15 protein-coding genes, 1 pseudogene and 1 riboswitch are annotated in these 18,630 nt (G+C 64.3%); of the genes and pseudogenes, 12 read left to right on the top strand and 4 right to left on the bottom strand.

Annotated features, from left to right (window positions below; all coding sequences use genetic code 11):
- Together QN397_RS24615 and QN397_RS24610 are read left to right on the top strand one after the other, a co-directional pair.
- Positions 1–494 (top strand): isocitrate lyase/phosphoenolpyruvate mutase family protein (locus QN397_RS24615; RefSeq protein ID WP_323502214.1); only part of this gene is annotated, 494 nt, incomplete at its 5' end.
- A gap of 21 nt (positions 495–515) precedes the next feature.
- Positions 516–1,121, top strand: coding sequence for a DUF1439 domain-containing protein (locus QN397_RS24610; protein ID WP_323499296.1), 606 nt, complete (start codon positions 516–518; stop codon positions 1,119–1,121).
- 6 nt (positions 1,122–1,127) lie between these two features.
- Here QN397_RS24610 and mntP read toward each other — a convergent pair whose 3' ends face one another.
- The 3 genes from mntP to QN397_RS24595 all read right to left on the bottom strand — a co-directional run bounded on the left by mntP (position 1,128) and on the right by QN397_RS24595 (position 4,993).
- Complete coding sequence (gene mntP / locus QN397_RS24605; protein WP_323499297.1) at positions 1,128–1,697, bottom strand: manganese efflux pump MntP; 570 nt, start codon at positions 1,695–1,697, stop codon at positions 1,128–1,130.
- Between the two features lie 22 nt (positions 1,698–1,719).
- Positions 1,720–1,897: riboswitch (yybP-ykoY riboswitch) on the bottom strand.
- 75 nt (positions 1,898–1,972) lie between these two features.
- On the bottom strand, positions 1,973–2,659 hold the full coding sequence (locus QN397_RS24600) for a Fe2+-dependent dioxygenase (protein WP_323499298.1): 687 nt from the start codon (positions 2,657–2,659) through the stop codon (positions 1,973–1,975).
- A gap of 18 nt (positions 2,660–2,677) precedes the next feature.
- Positions 2,678–4,993 (bottom strand): TonB-dependent siderophore receptor, encoded by a 2,316-nt coding sequence (locus QN397_RS24595; protein ID WP_323499299.1) that lies wholly within the window; start codon positions 4,991–4,993, stop codon positions 2,678–2,680.
- 391 nt (positions 4,994–5,384) lie between these two features.
- On the opposite strand from QN397_RS24595, the gene QN397_RS24590 reads away from it, so the two are divergent.
- From QN397_RS24590 to QN397_RS24550, 9 genes and pseudogenes are all read left to right on the top strand, one after another.
- Positions 5,385–6,269, top strand: a complete 885-nt coding sequence (locus tag QN397_RS24590) for an AraC family transcriptional regulator (protein ID WP_187051197.1) — start codon at positions 5,385–5,387, stop codon at positions 6,267–6,269.
- A 116-nt stretch (positions 6,270–6,385) separates the two neighbouring features.
- Complete coding sequence (locus tag QN397_RS24585) at positions 6,386–7,450, top strand: sugar ABC transporter substrate-binding protein (RefSeq protein WP_323499300.1); 1,065 nt, start codon at positions 6,386–6,388, stop codon at positions 7,448–7,450.
- Positions 7,451–7,484: 34 nt separating this feature from the next.
- Entirely contained in the window at positions 7,485–8,306 is an 822-nt protein-coding gene (locus tag QN397_RS24580; protein WP_187051195.1) for an ATP-binding cassette domain-containing protein, read from the top strand.
- Positions 8,303–9,562, top strand: coding sequence for a sugar ABC transporter permease (locus tag QN397_RS24575; protein ID WP_323499301.1), 1,260 nt, complete (start codon positions 8,303–8,305; stop codon positions 9,560–9,562). Before QN397_RS24580 ends, QN397_RS24575 begins: the two co-directional genes overlap by 4 nt.
- 28 nt (positions 9,563–9,590) lie before the next feature.
- A complete protein-coding gene (locus tag QN397_RS24570) occupies positions 9,591–10,319 on the top strand; it encodes an SDR family oxidoreductase (RefSeq protein WP_323499302.1) in 729 nt (242 codons plus the stop codon).
- Positions 10,319–11,956, top strand: a complete 1,638-nt coding sequence (locus tag QN397_RS24565; RefSeq protein ID WP_323499303.1) for an FGGY-family carbohydrate kinase — start codon at positions 10,319–10,321, stop codon at positions 11,954–11,956. The genes QN397_RS24570 and QN397_RS24565 overlap by 1 nt, the downstream gene beginning before the upstream one ends.
- A 25-nt stretch (positions 11,957–11,981) precedes the next feature.
- A pseudogene (locus QN397_RS24560) lies at positions 11,982–12,233 on the top strand (copper-binding protein); the annotation flags it as partial.
- Positions 12,234–12,324: 91 nt separating this feature from the next.
- Positions 12,325–13,428, top strand: coding sequence for a P1 family peptidase (locus QN397_RS24555; RefSeq protein WP_323499304.1), 1,104 nt, complete (start codon positions 12,325–12,327; stop codon positions 13,426–13,428).
- A 16-nt stretch (positions 13,429–13,444) separates the two neighbouring features.
- On the top strand, positions 13,445–14,818 hold the full coding sequence (locus QN397_RS24550) for a TAXI family TRAP transporter solute-binding subunit (RefSeq protein WP_323499305.1): 1,374 nt from the start codon (positions 13,445–13,447) through the stop codon (positions 14,816–14,818).
- Between the two features lie 135 nt (positions 14,819–14,953).
- Here the strand turns inward: QN397_RS24550 and ettA are convergent, their stop codons facing one another.
- Positions 14,954–16,615 (bottom strand): energy-dependent translational throttle protein EttA, encoded by a 1,662-nt coding sequence (gene ettA / locus QN397_RS24545; protein WP_323499306.1) that lies wholly within the window; start codon positions 16,613–16,615, stop codon positions 14,954–14,956.
- A gap of 304 nt (positions 16,616–16,919) precedes the next feature.
- Between ettA and QN397_RS24540 the strand changes: the two genes are divergently transcribed.
- Positions 16,920–18,630: DEAD/DEAH box helicase (locus QN397_RS24540; protein ID WP_323502213.1), on the top strand; the 1,711-nt coding region annotated here is incomplete at its 3' end.

Below are 18,630 nucleotides of genomic sequence, written 5' to 3'. Positions count from 1 at the left end.
CCCCCGGCAGCGCCGCCAGCCCGCTGCACGACATCGACACCGCGGTGGCGCGGCTGCGTGCCGCACGCGGCGCCATCGACAAGGCAGGCGGCGACTGCCTGCTGGTCGGCCGGGCCGAATGTTTTCTGGTCGGCCGACCCGACCTCGACGAAACGATTCATCGCCTCCGCGCCTACGCCGCAGCCGGCGCCGATTGCCTCTATGCGCCGGGCATCAAGACCCGCGAGCAGATCGCGGCCGTGGTCGCCGGCGTGGCGCCCAAGCCGGTCAATCTGCTGATCGGCTCGACAAGCGATCTCACGATGGCTGAAGTGGCGGAGCTGGGTGTGCGACGCGTCAGCGTGGGTGGCGCGCTGGCACGTGCGGCCTGGGGCGCTTTCTCGAACGCTGCCAAACTGATCGCCGAACAAGGCAGCTTCGACGGCTTCACCCAGGCTGCTTCGGGCAACGAACTCGACAACTTTTTTCGCGCGGACCGCGCGGGCCGTGCATAGCGCCAATCAACGCAACCCTTCATGAACCTGATGCTTTCCCAACCGCCCTCCCCTCGGTTCTCCGATCAGATTTCCCGCCGCCGCCTTGTCGGTGCGACGCTCCTGGCTGCGGTGCTGCCGGCCAGTGCCCCTGCCTTCGCAGGCTTCAACTTCTTCACCAACGAATACACCGCCAGCCGCGTCGAACTGCAGGCGCAGATCGTCAAGCATTTTCCAGTGGCGCAGCGCTATGCGGAGTTGTTCACCGTCGGCCTGCGTGAGCCGCAGTTGAGCCTCGACGCACGCGGCAACAGGGCGACCGTCACTGCGGTGTTGTCGATCGCCAGCCCGCTGCTGCGGTCATCCCCCATGGAGGGCATCGTCTCCGTGAGCAGCGCGCTCAAGTACGACGCGGCCACGCGTTCGCTGCGCCTCGACCAGCCGAAAGCCGAACGCCTCGAACTGCAAGGCGTGGGCGGCAGAGATGCCGAGCGCGTGCAGCAGATCGGCGCCCTCGTTGCGCAGGAGTTGCTGCGTGACCAGGTGCTGCGCAGCTTCACCGCAGAGGAACTCACCGTCGGCCGCAAGACCTACGAGATCGGTGACATCACGGTGGTCGACGACGGGATCAAGGTGCAGTTGCGGTAGGCCCGCTCAGACCGCGTGCAGATGCTGATACAGGATGGTCGAGCCTATCCCGATCAACACCACGCCACCCAGGGCCTCGGCCGAGCGGCCCGCGATTTTGCCGAGCACACGGCCGACCATCACGCCGAGCGTCACCATGATGAAGGTCGCGAAGCCGATCGAGGCGGCAATGGGAAAAATGTTGACGTTCAGGAAAGCCAGCCCGACGCCGACCGCCATGGCATCGATGCTGGTCGCAAAGCCCGTGGTCGCCAACACCCAGAAGGAATGGCGCGTCGGCTTTTCATCCTCTTCTTCGGCAGGCGTCTTCAAGCCCGCGTAGATCATGCGGACGCCTAGAACGCCGAGCAATGTGAAAGCGATCCAGTGATCCCAGGCGTTGACATAGTCGGCGGCTGCATGGCCCAGCACCCAGCCGATCATCGGGGTGATCGCTTCGATGACGCCGAAGATGAGCCCGGTGCGCAGCGCCTCGGACCAGCGCGGGTTCTGTAGGGCCGTGCCTTTGCCGACGGCGGCGGCAAACGCGTCGGTCGACATGGCCAGCGCGAGCAACGCTATTGCGGCGAAATTCATGGTGGGAAATACTTTTTATTGGCTCGGTCGGGCAAGAACAGAGGCGTGTCATCACTGCCCGACTCACATCGTGCTGACACGCCAATGGTCTCGCCAACCTGCAAAGGCTGCCTGCGCCACAGCGTGCAAGGTGCACGCCGAGTATGTTGACGCAGGCGCTTCCGTGAAACGGAAGCCGGCTACTCCCCAATGGGGAGGCTAGTGTAGGTGCTCGAGCACACCGCGGTGCTTCATGCCGCGCAAAATTCCCTAGGGCGAAGGCAATGGGATAACCGTCAGGTGTCGCTCCACTTGCGCAACAGGTTGTGGTACGTGCCAGTCAATGTACGGCGCGCCCGCTCGTCGGCGCCGCTCTGGTTGAGCCGCTGGATCGCGGTGTCCATGTCGAACAGCAACGCGCGATCACCAGCATCGCGCACCAGGCTTTGCACCCAGAAAAAGCAGGCGACCCGCACGCCCCGTGTGATCGGCGTGACCTGATGCACGCTGGTCGCCGGATAGACGACGAGATCGCCAGCGGCCAGCTTGACGCTCTGCATGCCGTGCGTGTCTTCCATCTGCAGTTCCCCGCCGTCGTAACTTTCCGGGTCGGAAAGGAACAACGTCGCAGAAAGATCGGTGCGCAGCTTGCGGCCGGTATGCGGATGAATGCGCACGCCACCGTCGACGTGCAGGCCGAAGGTCATGCCCTCGCTGTAGCGGTTGAACATCGGCGGGTACAGCAGGTTGGGCAACGCCGCGCTGATGAAGGTCGGGTTGCGCTCGAGCGCAGCGGCCACGATGTCCTGGCACGCATGCGCCACTTCGGCACGCTCGTCGATCTGCTGGTTGAACTTGACCGGCGCACCCTGGTGGCCGGCCGTGGCGCGACCGTCGACCCAGGCATCGCCCGCTGCGTCGAGCCGAGTGCGCACCTCGGCCAGCGCATCGGCATCGAGAACTTTCGGAATGCAGACCAGCATGAAGGCAGTTTGGCGCTGTCAAAAACGGTAGTTGAGCGACACCGTGGCCGCTCGACCCGAACCCGGCACGGAGCGCCCTCCATCTGACGGAATCAGGGCATCGTAGTAGTACTTGTTCGACAGGTTGAACAGATTCAGGCGAATGTCGTACTTGGGCTGATGGTAAGCCAGCAGCGCGTCGAAGCGCACGTAGCCAGGCACCCGCACGAGATTGGTGTTGTTCGCGAACCGGTGCGCGTTGTAGGTGGCGCCGCCGCCCACTTCCCACTCAGGCGTGATGGCGTACGACGCCCAGAAACTGGCCGAATCTTTCGGCGTGTTGGCAGGCGTCTTGCCGAGCGTGCCGGGTGCGATGCCTTCGATGATGGTGGCATCGAGGTGCGTGTAGGCGCCGAACAGCTGGAGCTGATCGGTGATGCGACCAGCGACGCCCGCTCGAGCACCGTTGACGCGCACTGTGCCCGTGGCCGTGTATGTGCCGTCGTTGTTTTGTGCGCGCGCATTGGTCTGCGTGATCTGGAACGCGGCGGCGCTGAAAGACAGATTGCCGTTCATCGTGTCCCACTTGCCGCCAACCTCGTACGACTTATTTTTTTGCGGTGGCAAAGGCTGTGTGCCGCCGGTGGTCGCGACCAGTTGCTCGAGCGATGGATTGAACGACGTGCTGTAAGACGCGTAGTACGACTGCTCCGGGGTCGGCTGCCAGATGGCGCCGGCACGCACGCTGTTGAAATTGACCGTCTGCTGCTCGTAGCCAAGTGTCGTGGCGCTGGTGACGGTGTTCGCGATATCGGCCTTGTAGCGGTCGTGGCGCACACCCGCGACCAGCTTCCACTGCGGGCTCAGCTCGATCGTGTCGTTGACATAGGCAGCCACCGTCGTGGCAGTGGCGGTCGCCAGATTGCCCGGACGGCTCGGCGCGTTGAGTGGCGAATCGGTTTCGATGGGGAAAGCCAGCGGCGTGCAGGACACATAGCCGCTGGTGGTGCCCGCCGGGTTCAGTGCGACGCCGCCACAGCTGCCGTTGCGGTAGTACGCCTGGTTGCGGTAGGTGTCCCGACCCAGTTCGAAACCGGTCAGCAGCGTGTGCTTGATCGATCCCGTGTCGAACTTGGTGCTCAGTTCCGTCAAATTGAAGAGCGACTTGTCGTTGATCACCCGGTCGTGGCTTTGCTGGCGCACCCACAGCTGCTCGAGCGGCAGCGTGCTGGACACCGCAGCCGGCGCGGCGGTGGTGCCGGTCGACGACGCGATGAACGAGCCGTTGGCGGCGCGCCGGCCGATGTTCTGCGGCGATGTTTCACGCGCATCCGTCGTCACGTCGTTCAACTGCGTCTGGTTGCGGATCGTCGTTGTTGGCGTGATCTTGTGCGTGACCAGCGCGCCGAACGCCCGGATGTCGGAAATCGTGCGGTCGTCGCTGTCGCCATACGCGGTGTTGCGATCGACCTTGGCCGGCCGGCCGTTGAGGCCGAGCACGCCGTAGTCCGCCATGTCGCGGTTGTGCTGAACCAGTGCCGACAAAGTGACTTGCGTTGGCGTCCCGATGCCCAACTTGAGCATCGGCGCGATGCCGACGTCTTGCAGGCGGGTCTGGTCGCGCGTGGTGGCATTGCCGTCCTGGCCCATCGCGGAGAGGTGAAAGGCCGATGTGTCGGACATCGGCTGGTTGAGGTCGACGGTGGTGCGCACCAGCCCGGTGGTGCTGGCCGACACCGACGCTTCGGCGGATGGCGTCAGCGTCGGCCGTTTGCTCACCTGGTTGATGACGCCGCCGGTGCTGCCCCGCCCGAACAGCATCGACGACGGGCCCATCAGCACTTCCACCGAATCGAGCGCGAAGATGTCGCGGTAGTACTGCGCCCGATCGCGTGCCCCGTCGAGGTAGATGTCGGTGCGTGCGGAGAAGCCGTTCAGGTTGATGTTGGTGCCGATCTGGCCACCCTCGGCGCCGCCGATCGTTAACCCCGGCACGTTGCGCAACGCACTCGCCAGGGATGTCGCGCCCTGCGACTGCATCAGCGCCTGGTTGATGACAGTGATCGACTGCGGAATGTCGCGCAGTTCGGCCGGCAGCCGGCTGATCGACGCCGCGTTCGGGCCAAAGCTGGACTTGTCGGCCATGCCTTCGACCTGGATCTCGCGCAGCGTCGGCGGCACTGACGTCGATGCGGCGGGCGCGGCACCTGGCGATGGCGTGGCCGCTGTCAGGGATGCAGGACTCACGGCTGGTTGCGCTGCTTGCTGCGCCCAGGCGCCGGAGACAGAAACAAGGCTAAGGAGCGCCAGCGTGATGGGCTTTCTGCGGCTTGGCAGGGTGTCGAGTCGGGTCATGGTGTCTTGTCTTCGATCAGGCGGCTGCGCGGTTGCGAAGATGCACCGGCCAGCGTCTTAATTTTGACTGCGAATCGTTCTTATTTGTTATTACCGACTGCTTTGTGAACGCGACGAGACAAGGCAACAAGAAAACATTAACTAGTCAGGCTGGAGACAGATTCATATTCGCTAAACATGGAACTTTTTGAAGCGACGAAAGGCTCCGTGCAAATCTGGCACCCAGCACCATCGAAAACGACAAAAACGTATAAGTTGACATCCGGAAACGTAGTAGCACGCAACCCGATCGCGCTCTTACTATTCGCGTCGAGTGAGGTGCCTGACACCGAGCCGCAGAGACAAACGGCGCCGACCTGAAGCAGTCGGAGACCGTCAATGGAGACAGTCGATGAAACCAGACCTCGAGGTCGTTCAGATAGGACGCGCCCACTCCTTCAAGGCATGGGAGCACGGCTATCCATTCAGGACCGTGCGCTGGCACTTCCACCCGGAGTGCGAACTCCATCACGTGGTGGAGACCACTGGCCGCTGCTTCGTCGGCGACTACATCGGCGATTTCGCGCCGGGCCATCTGGTGCTGACCGGTCCCAACCTTCCTCACAACTGGGTCAGCGATCTCGCCGCCGGCACGTCGGTACCGCTGCGCGGCCGCGTCCTGCAGTTCAACGAGCAGTTCATCCGGGATGCGTCCGAAATCCTGCCTGAGCTTTGCTCATTTCTTCCGGTGTTGGAAATGAGCCGGCGCGGCGTGCTTTTCACGCCAGCCACGGCGGCCATGGTCGGCCCGAAGATTCAGGAGTTGATCGGTGCGACCGACATCCGGCGCATCGAACTCTTCGCCTCGATCCTTGGCGCGCTGAGCCGGGACACGGGCAGCCGCCCGATGACCAGCAGCGACTATCACCCGGACCCGCATGGCTTCATGGCGAACGGGATCAACGCGGCGCTCGACTACATCCGCGCTCACCTGACCGAATCTTTTGGGGAACCCGAACTGGCCGTGATCTCGCGACTCAGCACCAGCGCCTTCTCGCGCAGCTTTCGCCGGCACACCGGCATGGCACTCGGTCAATACGTCAATCGGCTTCGCATCAACCTCTCGACGCAGCTTCTGATGAGCGATGACGACATGACGATCACCGACATCTGCTTCGCCTCGGGCTTCAAGAACATTTCCAATTTCAACCGGCAGTTTCTTCGGCAAAAGGGCATTCCGCCATCGCGCTTTCGAGCCTTGCTGGCCGAGAACGCCGGCATTGCCGAAGCGGCTTGAGAAAGGAGTTTCACATCGAGGCACGAAGGTGCATCCGAAACAGTCAGCGAGAGAGAGATTTGCAACCCACGCCGGCAACCCCTTGCGCCGGTCATTCAAAGAAAAGAGACAACCTCATGAAGAAACTTTCCAGCCCTTCTTTCAGCGCGACCGCGCTCGCAATGGCAATCGGTCTCACGACCGGAACGGCAGCGTTTGCCGCACCGTCCGGGACCGTCGCTTTCCTGATGCCCGACCAGGCTTCGACGCGCTACGAACAGCACGACTTTCCCGGCTTCAAGGCCGAGATGAGCAAGCTCTGCGCGGACTGCAAAGTGCTCTATCAGAACGCCAACGGCGATGTCGCGCAGCAGCAGCAGCAATTCAACTCGGTGATCTCGCAAGGCGCCAAGGTCATCGTCCTGGACCCGGTGGATTCGACTTCCGCGGCGTCGCTGGTCAAGCTCGCCCAGAGCAAGGGCGTGAAGGTCATCGCATATGACCGTCCGGTGCCCACGACGCCAGCCGACTACTACGTGTCTTTCGACAACGAAGGCATCGGCAAGGCTATCGCCGAGTCGCTGGTGCAGCACCTCAAAGACAACAAGGTGCCGATGGACAAGGGCGGCCTGCTGGAAGTAAACGGTTCCCCCACCGATGCGGCTGCGGGCCTAATCAAGAAAGGCATCCACGCCGGCCTGGAGAACAGCGGATACAAGACACTGGCCGAGTTCGACACGCCTGAATGGGCGCCGCCCAAGGCACAGCAGTGGGTGAGCGGGCAGATCACCCGCTTCAGCACGCAGATCATCGGCGTGGTCGCCGCCAACGACGGCACGGGCGGGGGCGCCATCGCCGCCTTCAAGGCAGCCGGAGTGAACCCGGTGCCGACCGTTACGGGCAACGACGCCACGATCGCCGCCTTGCAATTGATCATCGCGGGCGACCAGTTCAACACGATTTCCAAGCCAAGCGAGATCGTGGCGGCCGCAGCGGCCCGAGTCGCCGTCGGCTTCCTGGCCGGCGAGACGCCCAAGTCGGAAATGAAACTCTACGACACGCCTTCGCAACTCTTCGTACCCGCAGTCGTCACGGCGAAGAACCTGAAAGCGGAAATCATCGACAAGAAGATCGCCACGGCCAATGAACTTTGCACCGGGCGCTACGCCGACGGCTGCAAGAAGCTCGGCATTTCCAACTGACAGACAGCAGGCTCCACCAGAAGGCTTCGAGTCGATGACCGATCCAACCCCCCCACGGCGTTCTGCAGGCGAACTGGTCTTGAGCCTGCGCAACGTCTCCAAGCGCTTCGGCGCAGTGTCAGCCCTGACGGACATCGACCTCGACGTTCACGCCGGTGAAGTGGTCGCGCTGGTCGGCGACAACGGCGCCGGCAAATCGACCCTGGTAAAGGTGCTGGCCGGTGTCCACCAGCCCAGCGCCGGGACCATTCACTTCGGCGGCAAACAGGTCACGCTAGACAACCCCGGCGCGGCGCTCGATCTGGGCATCGCCACCGTGTTCCAGGACCTGGCCCTGTGCGAGAACCTCGACGTCGTCGCCAACATTTACCTCGGGCGCGAGCTCAATGCCCTGTGCCTCGACGAGGTCGCGATGGAGGTCAAGGCCTGGACACTGCTCAACGAGTTGTCGGCCCGCATTCCGAATGTGCGCGATGTCGTCGCATCGCTGTCGGGCGGACAGCGCCAGACCGTGGCCATCGCACGCTCCCTGTTGCTCGACCCCAAGTTGATCATGCTGGACGAACCCACCGCGGCGCTGGGCGTCGCACAGACCGCCGAAGTGCTGAACCTGATCGAGCGGGTGCGCGATCGCGGACACGCGGTGATCATGATCAGCCACAACATGGAAGACGTCCGGGCGGTCGCGGACCGGATCGTCGTCTTGCGGCTCGGCCGCAACAACGGCGTGTTCTATCCCGATTCCTCCAACCAGGAATTGGTGGCCGCCATCACCGGCGCGACCGAAAACGCGGTGTCCCGCCGGGCCGGCCGGCGCCAGGAAGCGCAGCACGTCGACAAGCGGGAGAACGCATGACCACCGAAGCGAAAAACGTGTTGCAACCGCAGCCGCTGCTGGACCGCAGCGACGTCCGCGTCAAGCATGCTGAAGGCCTCGGCGGCACCGTCTCCGCCTTCGTCGAGCGCGTCCGCTCCGGCGACCTGGGCTCGCTGCCGGTGATCGTCGGCCTCGTCATTATCTGGACCGTCTTCACCAGCTTGAACCCGGTGTTTCTTTCGGCCGACAACCTGGTCAACCTGCTGTTCGATTGTTCGACCACGGGCGTCATCGCGCTGGGCATCGTCTGCGTATTGATGGTCGGGCAGATCGACCTTTCCGTCGGCTCGATGAGCGGCTTCGCTTCGGCTCTGCTCGGCATGCTCTGGGTCAATCAGGGCTGGCCGCTGCTCGTGGCGATCGTCGTCGCACTGCTGGTCGGTGGCTTGATCGGCGCGGTCTATGCCCTGCTTTTCAACCGGCTCGGCATGCCCAGTTTCGTCGCCACTTTGGCCGGCCTGCTGGCGATCCTCGGCCTGCAGTTGTACGTGCTGGGCAACAGCGGCTCCATCAACCTGCCCTACGGTTCGACGATGGTCGACTTCGGGCAAATGCTGGTCATGCCGGCCATCGTGTCGCACCTGCTGGCACTGGCGCCCGGTGCCGTAATCCTGCTGATGGGCCTGCGCACGCGCACGCGCCGGCAGGCAGTCAGCCTGTCGGCACCGTCGGTGGCGAGCCTGCTGGTTCGCGTCGTCGCCATCACGGTGTTGCTGGAGGTGGTGGTTGCCTACCTGAACCACGGACGCGGCGTGCCGCTGATGTTCGGCCTGTTTCTCGCGCTCGCGGTCGCCATGGACTACGCGCTGAAACGCACGCGCTGGGGCCGCTCGATGAACGCGGTGGGTGGCAACCGAGAGGCTGCGCGCCGCGCAGGCATCAACGTCAACATGATCTTCACCAGCGCCTTCGTCCTGTGCGCAAGCCTGGCGTCGCTGGGCGGCGTGCTGACCGCGGCCCGTTTGGCCTCGGCCAGCCAGCAGGCCGGCACGGGCGACGTCAACCTGAACGCGATCGCCGCGGCCGTCATCGGCGGAACGAGTCTCTTCGGAGGTCGCGGCAGTGCCTATTCGGCGGTGCTCGGCATCATCGTGATCCAGTCGATCGCCAGCGGCCTGACGCTGCTCAACCTTTCTTCATCGCTGCGATTCATGATCACCGGCGCCGTGTTGGCGATCGCAGTGATCGTCGACTCGATCGCCCGCCAGTCCCGCGTGTCGCATGGACGATCGTGATCAGCCGAGCCAACCGAAAACTCACACCATGAACGAATCTTTCAAGGGTCGCGTTGCGGCCATCACCGGCGCGGCATCGGGCATCGGCCTGGAATGCGCGCGTGCGCTGGTCGACGCCGGTGCCAGGGTCGTGCTCATCGACCGCGACGGCGCCAAGCTGGCGCAGGTCTGCAAGGCGCTGGGACCTGAAGCCCTGGCGCTGACAGTCGATCTGCTCAAGCCGGAAGACAACTCGTCGATGCTGCCCAGGATCCTCGCGCTGGCGGGCGGCCTGCACATCTTCCATGCCAACGCCGGCGCCTATGTCGGCGGCGATGTCGTCGAAGGACATCCCGACGAATGGGATCGCGTGCTCAACCTGAACGTGAACGCAGCGTTCCGCTCAGTGCACGCCGTGCTGCCGCACCTGGTCGCGCAAAAGTCGGGCGACATCATCTTCACAAGTTCGATCGCCGGCATCGTCCCGGTTGCCTGGGAGCCGATCTACACCGCGTCCAAGTTCGCGGTGCAGGCGTTCGTGCACACCACGCGGCGGCAGCTTTCCAAGCATGGCGTGCGGGTCGGCGCGGTCGCACCGGGTCCGGTGGTGACCGCGCTGCTCGACGACTGGCCCAAGGCCAAGATGGACGAGGCATTGGCCTCCGGCAGCCTGATGCAACCGAAAGAGGTCGCCGACTGCGTGATGTTCATGCTGACCCGACCGCGCAACGTGACGATCCGCGACATCGTCGTGCTGCCCAACAGCGTCGATCTCTGATGAAGCTGCCGACACGCACAGCACCGGACGGATACGTCATCGGCGTAGACGTGGGCACCGGCAGCGCCCGGGCCGGCGTCTTCGATCTCGCAGGGCGCATGCTGGCATCCGCCAAGCAAGACATCGCTTTGTTTCAGGCACCGGGCTCGATCGTCGAACAGTCGAGCAACGAGATCTGGGCCGCCGTGTGCACGTCGGTCCGGAGCGCTGTGGCGCAGTCGGGCGTGTCGTCCGACCTGGTGGTCGGCATCGGCTTCGACGCCACATGCTCGCTGGTCGTGCTCGGCCAAGGCGGCAAGCCGTTGCCGGTCGGTCCGAGCGACGACCCGGAGCGCAACATCATCGTCTGGATGGACCATCGCGCCGTGACGCAGGCCGATCGGATCAATGCCACCGGCCACGATGTGCTCAAGTACGTCGGCGGCCGCATCTCTCCAGAGATGGAGACGCCGAAGCTGCTCTGGCTGCGCGAGAACAAACCCGCCGTCTTCGCCGACGCGTGGCAGTTCATGGACCTGACCGATTTCCTGACTTGGCGCGCGAGCGGCGACCTGTCACGGTCGACCTGCACGGTCACCTGCAAATGGACCTACCTGGCCCATGAAGACCGCTGGGACGCGAGTTACTTCCGCACCATCGGCCTGGACGTGCTGGCCGACGAAGCCTTCGAACGGATCGGCAACAAAGTCGTCGCACCAGGCACGGCGCTCGGCAGCGGATTGACGCCGGCCGCGGCCAGGGAGCTCGGCTTGCCAACAGGAACGCCGGTCGGCGCTGGCGTCATCGACGCGCATGCGGGAGGCATCGGCACCGTGGGGGTCGACGGCGATCCTTTCTCTGCGTTGGCCTACGTCTTCGGCACCTCGTCATGCACCATGACCAGCACCCGTGCGCCGGTGTTCGTGCCGGGCGTCTGGGGGCCCTATTACTCGGCGATGGTGCCGCACACCTGGCTGAACGAAGGCGGCCAATCGGTGGCCGGTGCTGCGATCGAACAGTTGTTGTCGATGCATCCGCTGGCGCCCGAAGCGCGACAGCAGGCGCAAGCCGCAGGCCAGTCCCTGGTGACGATGCTGGCCGATATCGCCGCGCAAAAGACCCGCAGTCTGTCCGACGCGGTGCGGCTGGCGGATGGCCTTCATGTCGTACCGGAGTTTCTCGGCAACCGGGCGCCGATGGCCGATCCGCATGCAAGGGCGGTGATCGTGGGCCTGGGCATGGCCAACGACATGGACAGCCTCATCGCGCTGTACATCGCGGGCATTTGCGGTATCGCCTACGGGCTGCGCCAGATCATCGAGGCGCAGACCGCAGCCGGCGCTCCGATCGAGCGAATCATGATCAGCGGCGGCGCCGGCCGCCTGGATCTGGTGCGACAACTGCTCGCCGATGCGACCGGCAAAGTCGTGGTCGCGGCCGATGCGGAAGAGCCGGTGCTGCTCGGTGCCGCGATGCTGGGAAGCGTGGCGGCCCGTGCCTTCGACGATGTCGGCGCCGCGATGTCCGGCATGTCGCAAACAGGAAGAACCTTCCTCCCCGACAGCGGCGCCAACGCCGCACTGCACCTGACGCGCTTTCGCGCCTTCGAGCAATTGCAAGCTCTGGCACGGGAGCTTCGGCAAGCAACCGCTGCATAACGCAGCGCACGCTCCCGCTAACGACATGAATCTCCTCAAAACATGGATCGCGTGCATCGCGCTGGTCAGCAGCTCGATGGCATTTGCCCAAGCCGCGCTGCCAAGGGTCGATGCCGAAGTGCGTGATGTCGACTCGGCGGCCCGGACGATCACGCTCGCGCACGGCCATATCGAAAACGTCGACATGCCAGCCATGACGATGACGTTTCGCGTCAAGGATGCGTCGTTGCTCGACGAGGTCAGGACCGGCGACAAGGTGCGCTTCAGCGCGGACAAGGTCGACGGCCAGATCACTCGTCGCGATCAAGCCGGCGAACTGACACGGCGAGTTACCGGGTGGCGCCGAGCGACCTCCATAATCGGCCGCCATGCCTTTCCAGTCGTCGTCCCCGCCCCGTGTTTCCGCCACCGTCGCGCCCGCCGCGGCTTCGTCTGCATCACCACCGTCCGCACCGTCCGGCGGCGCCATCACCGACGTCGCCGGCATCGAAGTCGGTCACTTCTCCGACACGCGTCGGCCCACCGGCTGCACCGTGATCATCTCGCGCGACGGCGCTGTCGGCGGTGTCGACGTGCGAGGTGCCGCCCCCGGCACGCGCGAAACCGACCTGCTGGCGCCCGGCAACTTCGTGCAGCAGGTGCACGCGGTGATGTTGGCAGGCGGCAGTGCATGGGGGTTGGCCGCAGCGGATGGCGCCATGCGCTATCTCGAAGAACAAGGCGTCGGCCTCGACGTGCGCTTCGGCACCCTGCCGATCGTACCGGCGGCCGTGCTGTTCGATCTGCCGATGGGCGATGCGCGCATTCGGCCCGATGCCGAGTCGGGCTACGCGGCCTGCGTCGCTGCGTCCAGCGCCGCACCCGCGGAAGGCAATGTCGGCGCGGGCAGCGGTGCACTGGTCGGCAAACTTTTCGGCGTCGACCGCGCCATGAAGGGCGGCATCGGCACGGCCTCGGTCACGGTCAATGGCGTGACGGTCGGCGCGCTGATCGCGGTGAACTCACTGGGCGATGTGCTCGATCCGGACACGGCGCAAGTCGTTGCCGGCGCCCGCACCGTCGACGGCAAGTCATTGCTCGACACGCGCCGCGCCTTGCTGCGCGGTGAAATGCCCAAGCCCTTGCTGGCCGGCACCAACACCACCATCGGCGTGATCGCCACTGATGCGGTGCTGACCAAGGTGCAGGCGAATCGCCTTGCCAACGTGGCGCACGACGGCCTGGCCCGCGCCATCAATCCTGTCCATACGATGAGCGACGGCGACACGCTGTTCGTGCTGGCCACCGGCCGCGTCGCGCTGGCCGACGACGCACCCGGCATGACGGTGCTTGGCACCATGGCGGCCGAGGTCGTGGCGCGCGCGACCTTGCGCGCGGTGCGGGCAGCGCGATCGGTCAAGACGGACAAACTCGACATTCCTTGCGCAAGCGACCTGATGCGATCTGGGCACTCGCCAGTGACACGCAACTGAACCCTGGACTGCCTTCATGCCAAAGACTCTCAAGCTGATCCTGCTTTCCATCCGCGACCTGATCGTGTCGGCCGGCCCGGTCGTCTTCATCGTGATCGCAGCGCTGGTCGCCGCGTATTGGTACCTCGACCCACAGCCACCCAAGCACGTGACGTTGGCGACCGGCCCGGCCGGCAGCGCGTACGCCGAGTTCGGCAAGCGCTATGCCAGCGCACTCAAAGCCAACGGCATCACCGTCGACCTGAAGGCCACGAACGGCGCAGCGGACAACCTGCAGTTGCTGCGCAATGGCGAGGCCGACGTGGGCTTCGTGCGAGGCGGCAACGCCGATGCGGGCGCTGACGAAGACGCCGGCCTGACCTCGCTCGGCAGTCTGTTCTATGAGCCGCTCTGGCTGTTCTATCGAACCGATTCCGCGCAGAAGATCGATCGCAAGACCAGCACGCTCACCTCGCTCGCCCAACTGCGCGGCCTGCGCGTGAACGTCGACAAGGCGGGCAGCGGCGTGCCCGACATCATGGATAAGCTACTCAAGGCCAACCACATCGACGAGACGACAATGCAGTTGTCCAACCTCGAGCCGGCACCCGCCACCGAGGCGTTGCAGGCGGGCATGCTCGACGCCATCGTGCTGGCGTCGGCGCCGCAGTCGCCTCTGGTGCAGCGCTTGTTGCGCGCACCCGGCATTCAGCTGATGGACTTTGGCCAGAGCGATGCGTATGCCCGGCGCTTTCCGTTTCTGTCGGCCGTCGCCTTGCCGCGCGGCGTGGTCGACCTCGCTTCCGATCTGCCGCCGCACGATGTGTCTCTGGTCGCTGCGACCACTTCGTTGATCTCGCGGGAGCACACGCATCCGGCCTTGCGTCAGCTGTTCGCTGAAAGCGCGCAATCGATTCATGGCGGCGCCGGCTGGTTCAACCGGGCGCGCGATTTTCCGAACACCAAGACTAGCGAACTTCCCGTGAGCCCTGAAGGCGACCGCGCCATCAACGGCACACCACCTTTCTGGCAACGCTACTTGCCTTTCTGGGCCAGCAACCTGGTCGAGCGCATGTGGCTGGTGCTCGGCGGCCTTGTCGTGCTGATGCTGCCCTTGAGCAAGATCGTGCCGCCGCTCTATCAGTTCCGCGTACGAAGCCGGGTGTTCCGCTGGTACGCGCGGTTGCGCGAGATCGAGACCAAGGTCGATGCGCGCAAGGGCGATCGCGATGGCCTACTCGACGAGCTCGACGAACTCGATCGCGTGACGCACCGCATCACCGTGCCGCTGTCTTATACCGATGAGCTCTATGCACTGCGCAACAACATCTATGCGGTGCGAAAGCGGCTGCTGGCGACCTGGCCGCGCAGCGCACCGAAGGCGACGGTGGCTCCCACGCCGACGCGCTGAAACTTCGCATGTGCCAGGAGCCGCCGGGCCATCGGTCTTGTATTGATCGTGACGTCACAGCAACAGGCAGGTGCAAAAAAACCGCACTGAAGCGGTTTCATTTGTAAGCGCAATGCAGCGCGGCGGGCTGTTGGCCTACTTGAGCGCCTTGTAGCGCATGCGCTTGGGCTTGGCGCCCTCTTCGCCCAGACGCCTCTTCTTGTCGGCCTCGTACTCCTGGTAGTTGCCGTTGAAGAAAGTCCATTGGCTGTCGCCTTCGGCCGCGAGGATGTGCGTGGCGATGCGGTCCAGAAACCAGCGGTCATGGCTGATGACCATGACTGTGCCGGCGAACTCGAGCAACGCGTCTTCGAGCGCGCGCAACGTTTCCACGTCCAGGTCGTTCGACGGTTCATCGAGCATCAGCACGTTGCCGCCGGCAATCAGTGTCTTGGCCAGGTGCAGGCGACCGCGCTCGCCGCCCGACAGCGTGCCGACTTTCTTTTGCTGGTCGGCGCCGTTGAAGTTGAAGCGACCTGCATACGCACGGCTCGGCATCTGGAACTTGCCGACGTTGATGATGTCCAGGCCGTTGGAGATGTCTTCCCACACGGTCTTCTGGTTCGCCAGTTCGTCGCGGTGCTGGTCGACGAAGGCGGCCCGGACGGTCGAGCCGATGATGACCTGGCCGCTATCGGGCTGCTCCTTGCCTGCGATCAGCTTGAACAGCGTCGACTTGCCGGCGCCGTTCGGCCCGATGATGCCGACGATCGCGCCCGGTGGAACGGTGAAGCTCAAGTTGTCGATCAGCATCCGGTCACCGAAGGACTTGCTGACGTTGTGGAACTCGAACACCTGCTGGCCGAGCCGCTCCGCCACGGGAATGAAGATTTCCTGCGTCTCGTTGCGCTTCTGATACTCCATGTCGCTCAGTTCTTCAAAGCGCGCGAGACGCGATTTGCTCTTGGCCTGGCGCGCCTTGGGGTTCTGGCGCGACCATTCCAGTTCCTTCTTCAGTGCCTTGGCGTGGGCTTCTTCGCCCTTTTGCTCCTGCGCCAGGCGCTCGCCCTTTTGCTCCAGCCACGTGCTGTAGTTGCCCTTCCACGGAATGCCGCGACCGCGGTCCATTTCCAGAATCCATTCGGCCGCGTTGTCCAGGAAGTAGCGGTCATGGGTGATGGCCACCACAGTGCCGACGAAACGCTTGAGGAACACTTCCAGCCACTCGACCGATTCGGCGTCCAGGTGGTTGGTCGGCTCGTCGAGCAGCAGCATGTCCGGCTTGGACAGCAGCAGGCGGCACAGCGCAACGCGGCGCTTTTCGCCGCCCGAGAGCAAGCCGATCGTCGCATCCCACGGCGGCAGGCGCAGCGCGTCGGCAGCAATCTCCAATTGGTGCTCAGAGTCAGTGCCGGCAGTGGCGATGACGGCTTCCAGCTGGGCTTGCTCTGTCGCCAGCGCGTCGAAGTCGGCGTCGTCCGCGCCATAAGCGACGTAGACCTCTTCAAGACGCGCCTTGGCCGCAAACACGGCGCCCATGGATTCTTCGACCGACTGGCGCACCGTGTGCTCGTTATTGAGCTTGGGTTCCTGCTCGAGGTAGCCGATCGTCAGGCCCGGCATGGGCAGTGCCTCGCCCTCGTACTCCTTGTCGACGCCGGCCATGATCTTGAGCAGGGTCGATTTGCCCGAGCCATTCAGGCCGAGCACGCCAATCTTGGCGCCGGGGAAAAACGAGAGTGAAATGTCTTTCAAGAGCTGCCGCTTGGGCGGCACCGTCTTGCTGACACGGTTCATCGAATAGACGTATTGGGCCATCTGTATTGACTGCTTTGGATAAACGTTGATTGCGCAAAAAAGGTTGCGCGGGCGCCACGACGACATTCTCGAAATCGGGCGCGGCAACCTCCGATTATCGACTCATGCGACAATGCTCCTCGTTGCCGGGTCCAGTTGCCCGCTACACCGGCTCTCTGCCGGGGACAAGATGGCTTTTCGCATTTGCATGCAACAAGCTCTCGGCTCCCACTCCTGACCTTCATCTGCCCCTACTGGCTTCGCGTCGCACAAGACGTTGAGCGGGCCGATACCACTGCGCCGTGTAAGGCGCTTATTGCTTCCAATGAATTTTGATGATCTGAAGTTGGCTCCTGCCATCTTGAAGGCTGTGCACGAGCATGGCTACGACACCCCGACCCCCATCCAGGCGCAAGCCATCCCCGTGGTACTCGACGGGCATGACCTGCTCGGCGGCGCCCAGACCGGCACCGGCAAAACGGCGGCCTTCACGCTGCCGATGCTGCACAAGCTCACCTTGAGCGCCAGTGGCACCAACAAGTTCGGTGGCACCGCCATCCGTGCTTTGGTGCTCACCCCGACGCGTGAACTCGCGGCCCAGGTCGAAGAGTCCGTTCGCACCTACGGCAAGTACCTCGATCTCGAATCGACGGTGATCTTCGGCGGTGTCGGCATGAACCCGCAAATCAGCAAACTGAAGAAGGGTGTCGACATCCTGGTCGCCACGCCGGGCCGCCTGCTCGACCTGCAGCAGCAAGGCATGCTCGACCTGTCGCAAGTGCAGATCCTGGTACTCGACGAAGCTGACCGCATGCTCGACATGGGCTTCATCCACGACGTGAAGAAGATCCTCGCACTGGTGCCCAAAGACAAGCAGAGCCTGCTGTTCTCAGCCACCTTCAGCGATGAAATTCGCGACCTCGCCGCCACGCTGCTGAAGAACCCGCAAAGTGTTCAGGTAACGCCGGCCAATACGACCGTGCAGCGCATCACGCAGACCATTCACCCGGTCGGCCGCGGCAAGAAAAAGGCGCTGCTCGCGCACGTGATCAACGAGCACAACTGGAGCCAGGTCCTGGTGTTCACCCGCACCAAGTTCGGCGCCAACAGCGTGGCCGAGTTCCTGACGAAGAACGGCATTCAGGCGATGGCGTTGCACGGCAACAAGAGCCAGAGCGCGCGCACGCAAGCGCTGGCCGGCTTCAAGAGCGGTGACATCCGCGCGCTGGTCGCGACCGACATCGCAGCACGCGGCATCGACATCGACGAGTTGCCGCACGTCGTCAACTTCGAAATCCCGAACGTCAGCGAAGACTACGTGCACCGCATCGGCCGCACTGGCCGTGCCGGTTCGAGCGGCGAGGCGGTGAGCTTCGTGTGCCTGGACGAAGAAGGTTTTATGCAGGAGATCGAGCGCTTCACCAAGCAGCAGATCCCGGTGAAGATCGTCGAAGGCTTCGGCCCCGAAGAAGGTGAACGCGCCGAGCCTATCGCCATGGGTCGCCAGACGATCTGGGGCGGTGCCGGTCGTCCGCCGAGCCGTGATGTGATGCAGGCTGCGGCCAAGGCCGCACGTACCGAAATGCTCAGCCGTATTCGCGAGAACAAGGCCGGCCAGGGCGGTGAACGCTCGGGCGGCGGTGGCGGTGGAAATGGCGGCGGTGGTGGCGGTCAACGTCGCGGCGGCGGTGGCGGCCAGGGACAGGGCCAAGGCCAGGGCCGCAATGCCAACGGCGGCGGTCAGGGTCCACGTGGCCCGGGCGGCCGTGCACCGCAAGGTCAAGGTCGCGGCCCGCAAGGCCCGGCACGTGCGCCGCATCACGCGCCATTCGCGCCGCGTGAACCCCGCGAGGCACGTGAGCCACAGGGCTCGCTCGATGAGCGCCAGCCGCGTCATCACGGCAACAGCCACAGCCCGACCCAGGCCAATCAGGTAGCGCAGCAGCGCGCCGAGTCGATCACGAGCGGCGTCGAGGGTCAGCCGGATCCGTTGCGCACGAGCGGCGACCACATGGGCGCCGGTCGCGGACGCGGCG

The organism is Variovorax sp. RTB1, assembly GCF_035018765.1.
GTDB lineage: Bacteria > Pseudomonadota > Gammaproteobacteria > Burkholderiales > Burkholderiaceae_C > Variovorax.
Note: the sequence above shows the minus strand (reverse complement) of the source record. Positions and strands in the feature narration are given on the sequence as shown.

What these genes read in the sequence shown, in the direction of transcription:
- QN397_RS24610 (WP_323499296.1), top strand. Translation starts at nt 516, where the DNA reads ATGAACCTGATGCTTTCCCAACCGCCCTCCCCTCGGTTCTCCGATCAG.
- mntP (WP_323499297.1), bottom strand. Translation starts at nt 1,697, where the DNA reads ATGAATTTCGCCGCAATAGCGTTGCTCGCGCTGGCCATGTCGACCGAC.
- QN397_RS24600 (WP_323499298.1), bottom strand. Translation starts at nt 2,659, where the DNA reads ATGCTGGTCTGCATTCCGAAAGTTCTCGATGCCGATGCGCTGGCCGAG.
- QN397_RS24595 (WP_323499299.1), bottom strand. Translation starts at nt 4,993, where the DNA reads ATGACCCGACTCGACACCCTGCCAAGCCGCAGAAAGCCCATCACGCTG.
- QN397_RS24590 (WP_187051197.1), top strand. Translation starts at nt 5,385, where the DNA reads ATGAAACCAGACCTCGAGGTCGTTCAGATAGGACGCGCCCACTCCTTC.
- QN397_RS24585 (WP_323499300.1), top strand. Translation starts at nt 6,386, where the DNA reads ATGAAGAAACTTTCCAGCCCTTCTTTCAGCGCGACCGCGCTCGCAATG.
- QN397_RS24580 (WP_187051195.1), top strand. Translation starts at nt 7,485, where the DNA reads ATGACCGATCCAACCCCCCCACGGCGTTCTGCAGGCGAACTGGTCTTG.
- QN397_RS24575 (WP_323499301.1), top strand. Translation starts at nt 8,303, where the DNA reads ATGACCACCGAAGCGAAAAACGTGTTGCAACCGCAGCCGCTGCTGGAC.
- QN397_RS24570 (WP_323499302.1), top strand. Translation starts at nt 9,591, where the DNA reads ATGAACGAATCTTTCAAGGGTCGCGTTGCGGCCATCACCGGCGCGGCA.
- QN397_RS24565 (WP_323499303.1), top strand. Translation starts at nt 10,319, where the DNA reads ATGAAGCTGCCGACACGCACAGCACCGGACGGATACGTCATCGGCGTA.
- QN397_RS24555 (WP_323499304.1), top strand. Translation starts at nt 12,325, where the DNA reads ATGCCTTTCCAGTCGTCGTCCCCGCCCCGTGTTTCCGCCACCGTCGCG.
- QN397_RS24550 (WP_323499305.1), top strand. Translation starts at nt 13,445, where the DNA reads ATGCCAAAGACTCTCAAGCTGATCCTGCTTTCCATCCGCGACCTGATC.
- ettA (WP_323499306.1), bottom strand. Translation starts at nt 16,615, where the DNA reads ATGGCCCAATACGTCTATTCGATGAACCGTGTCAGCAAGACGGTGCCG.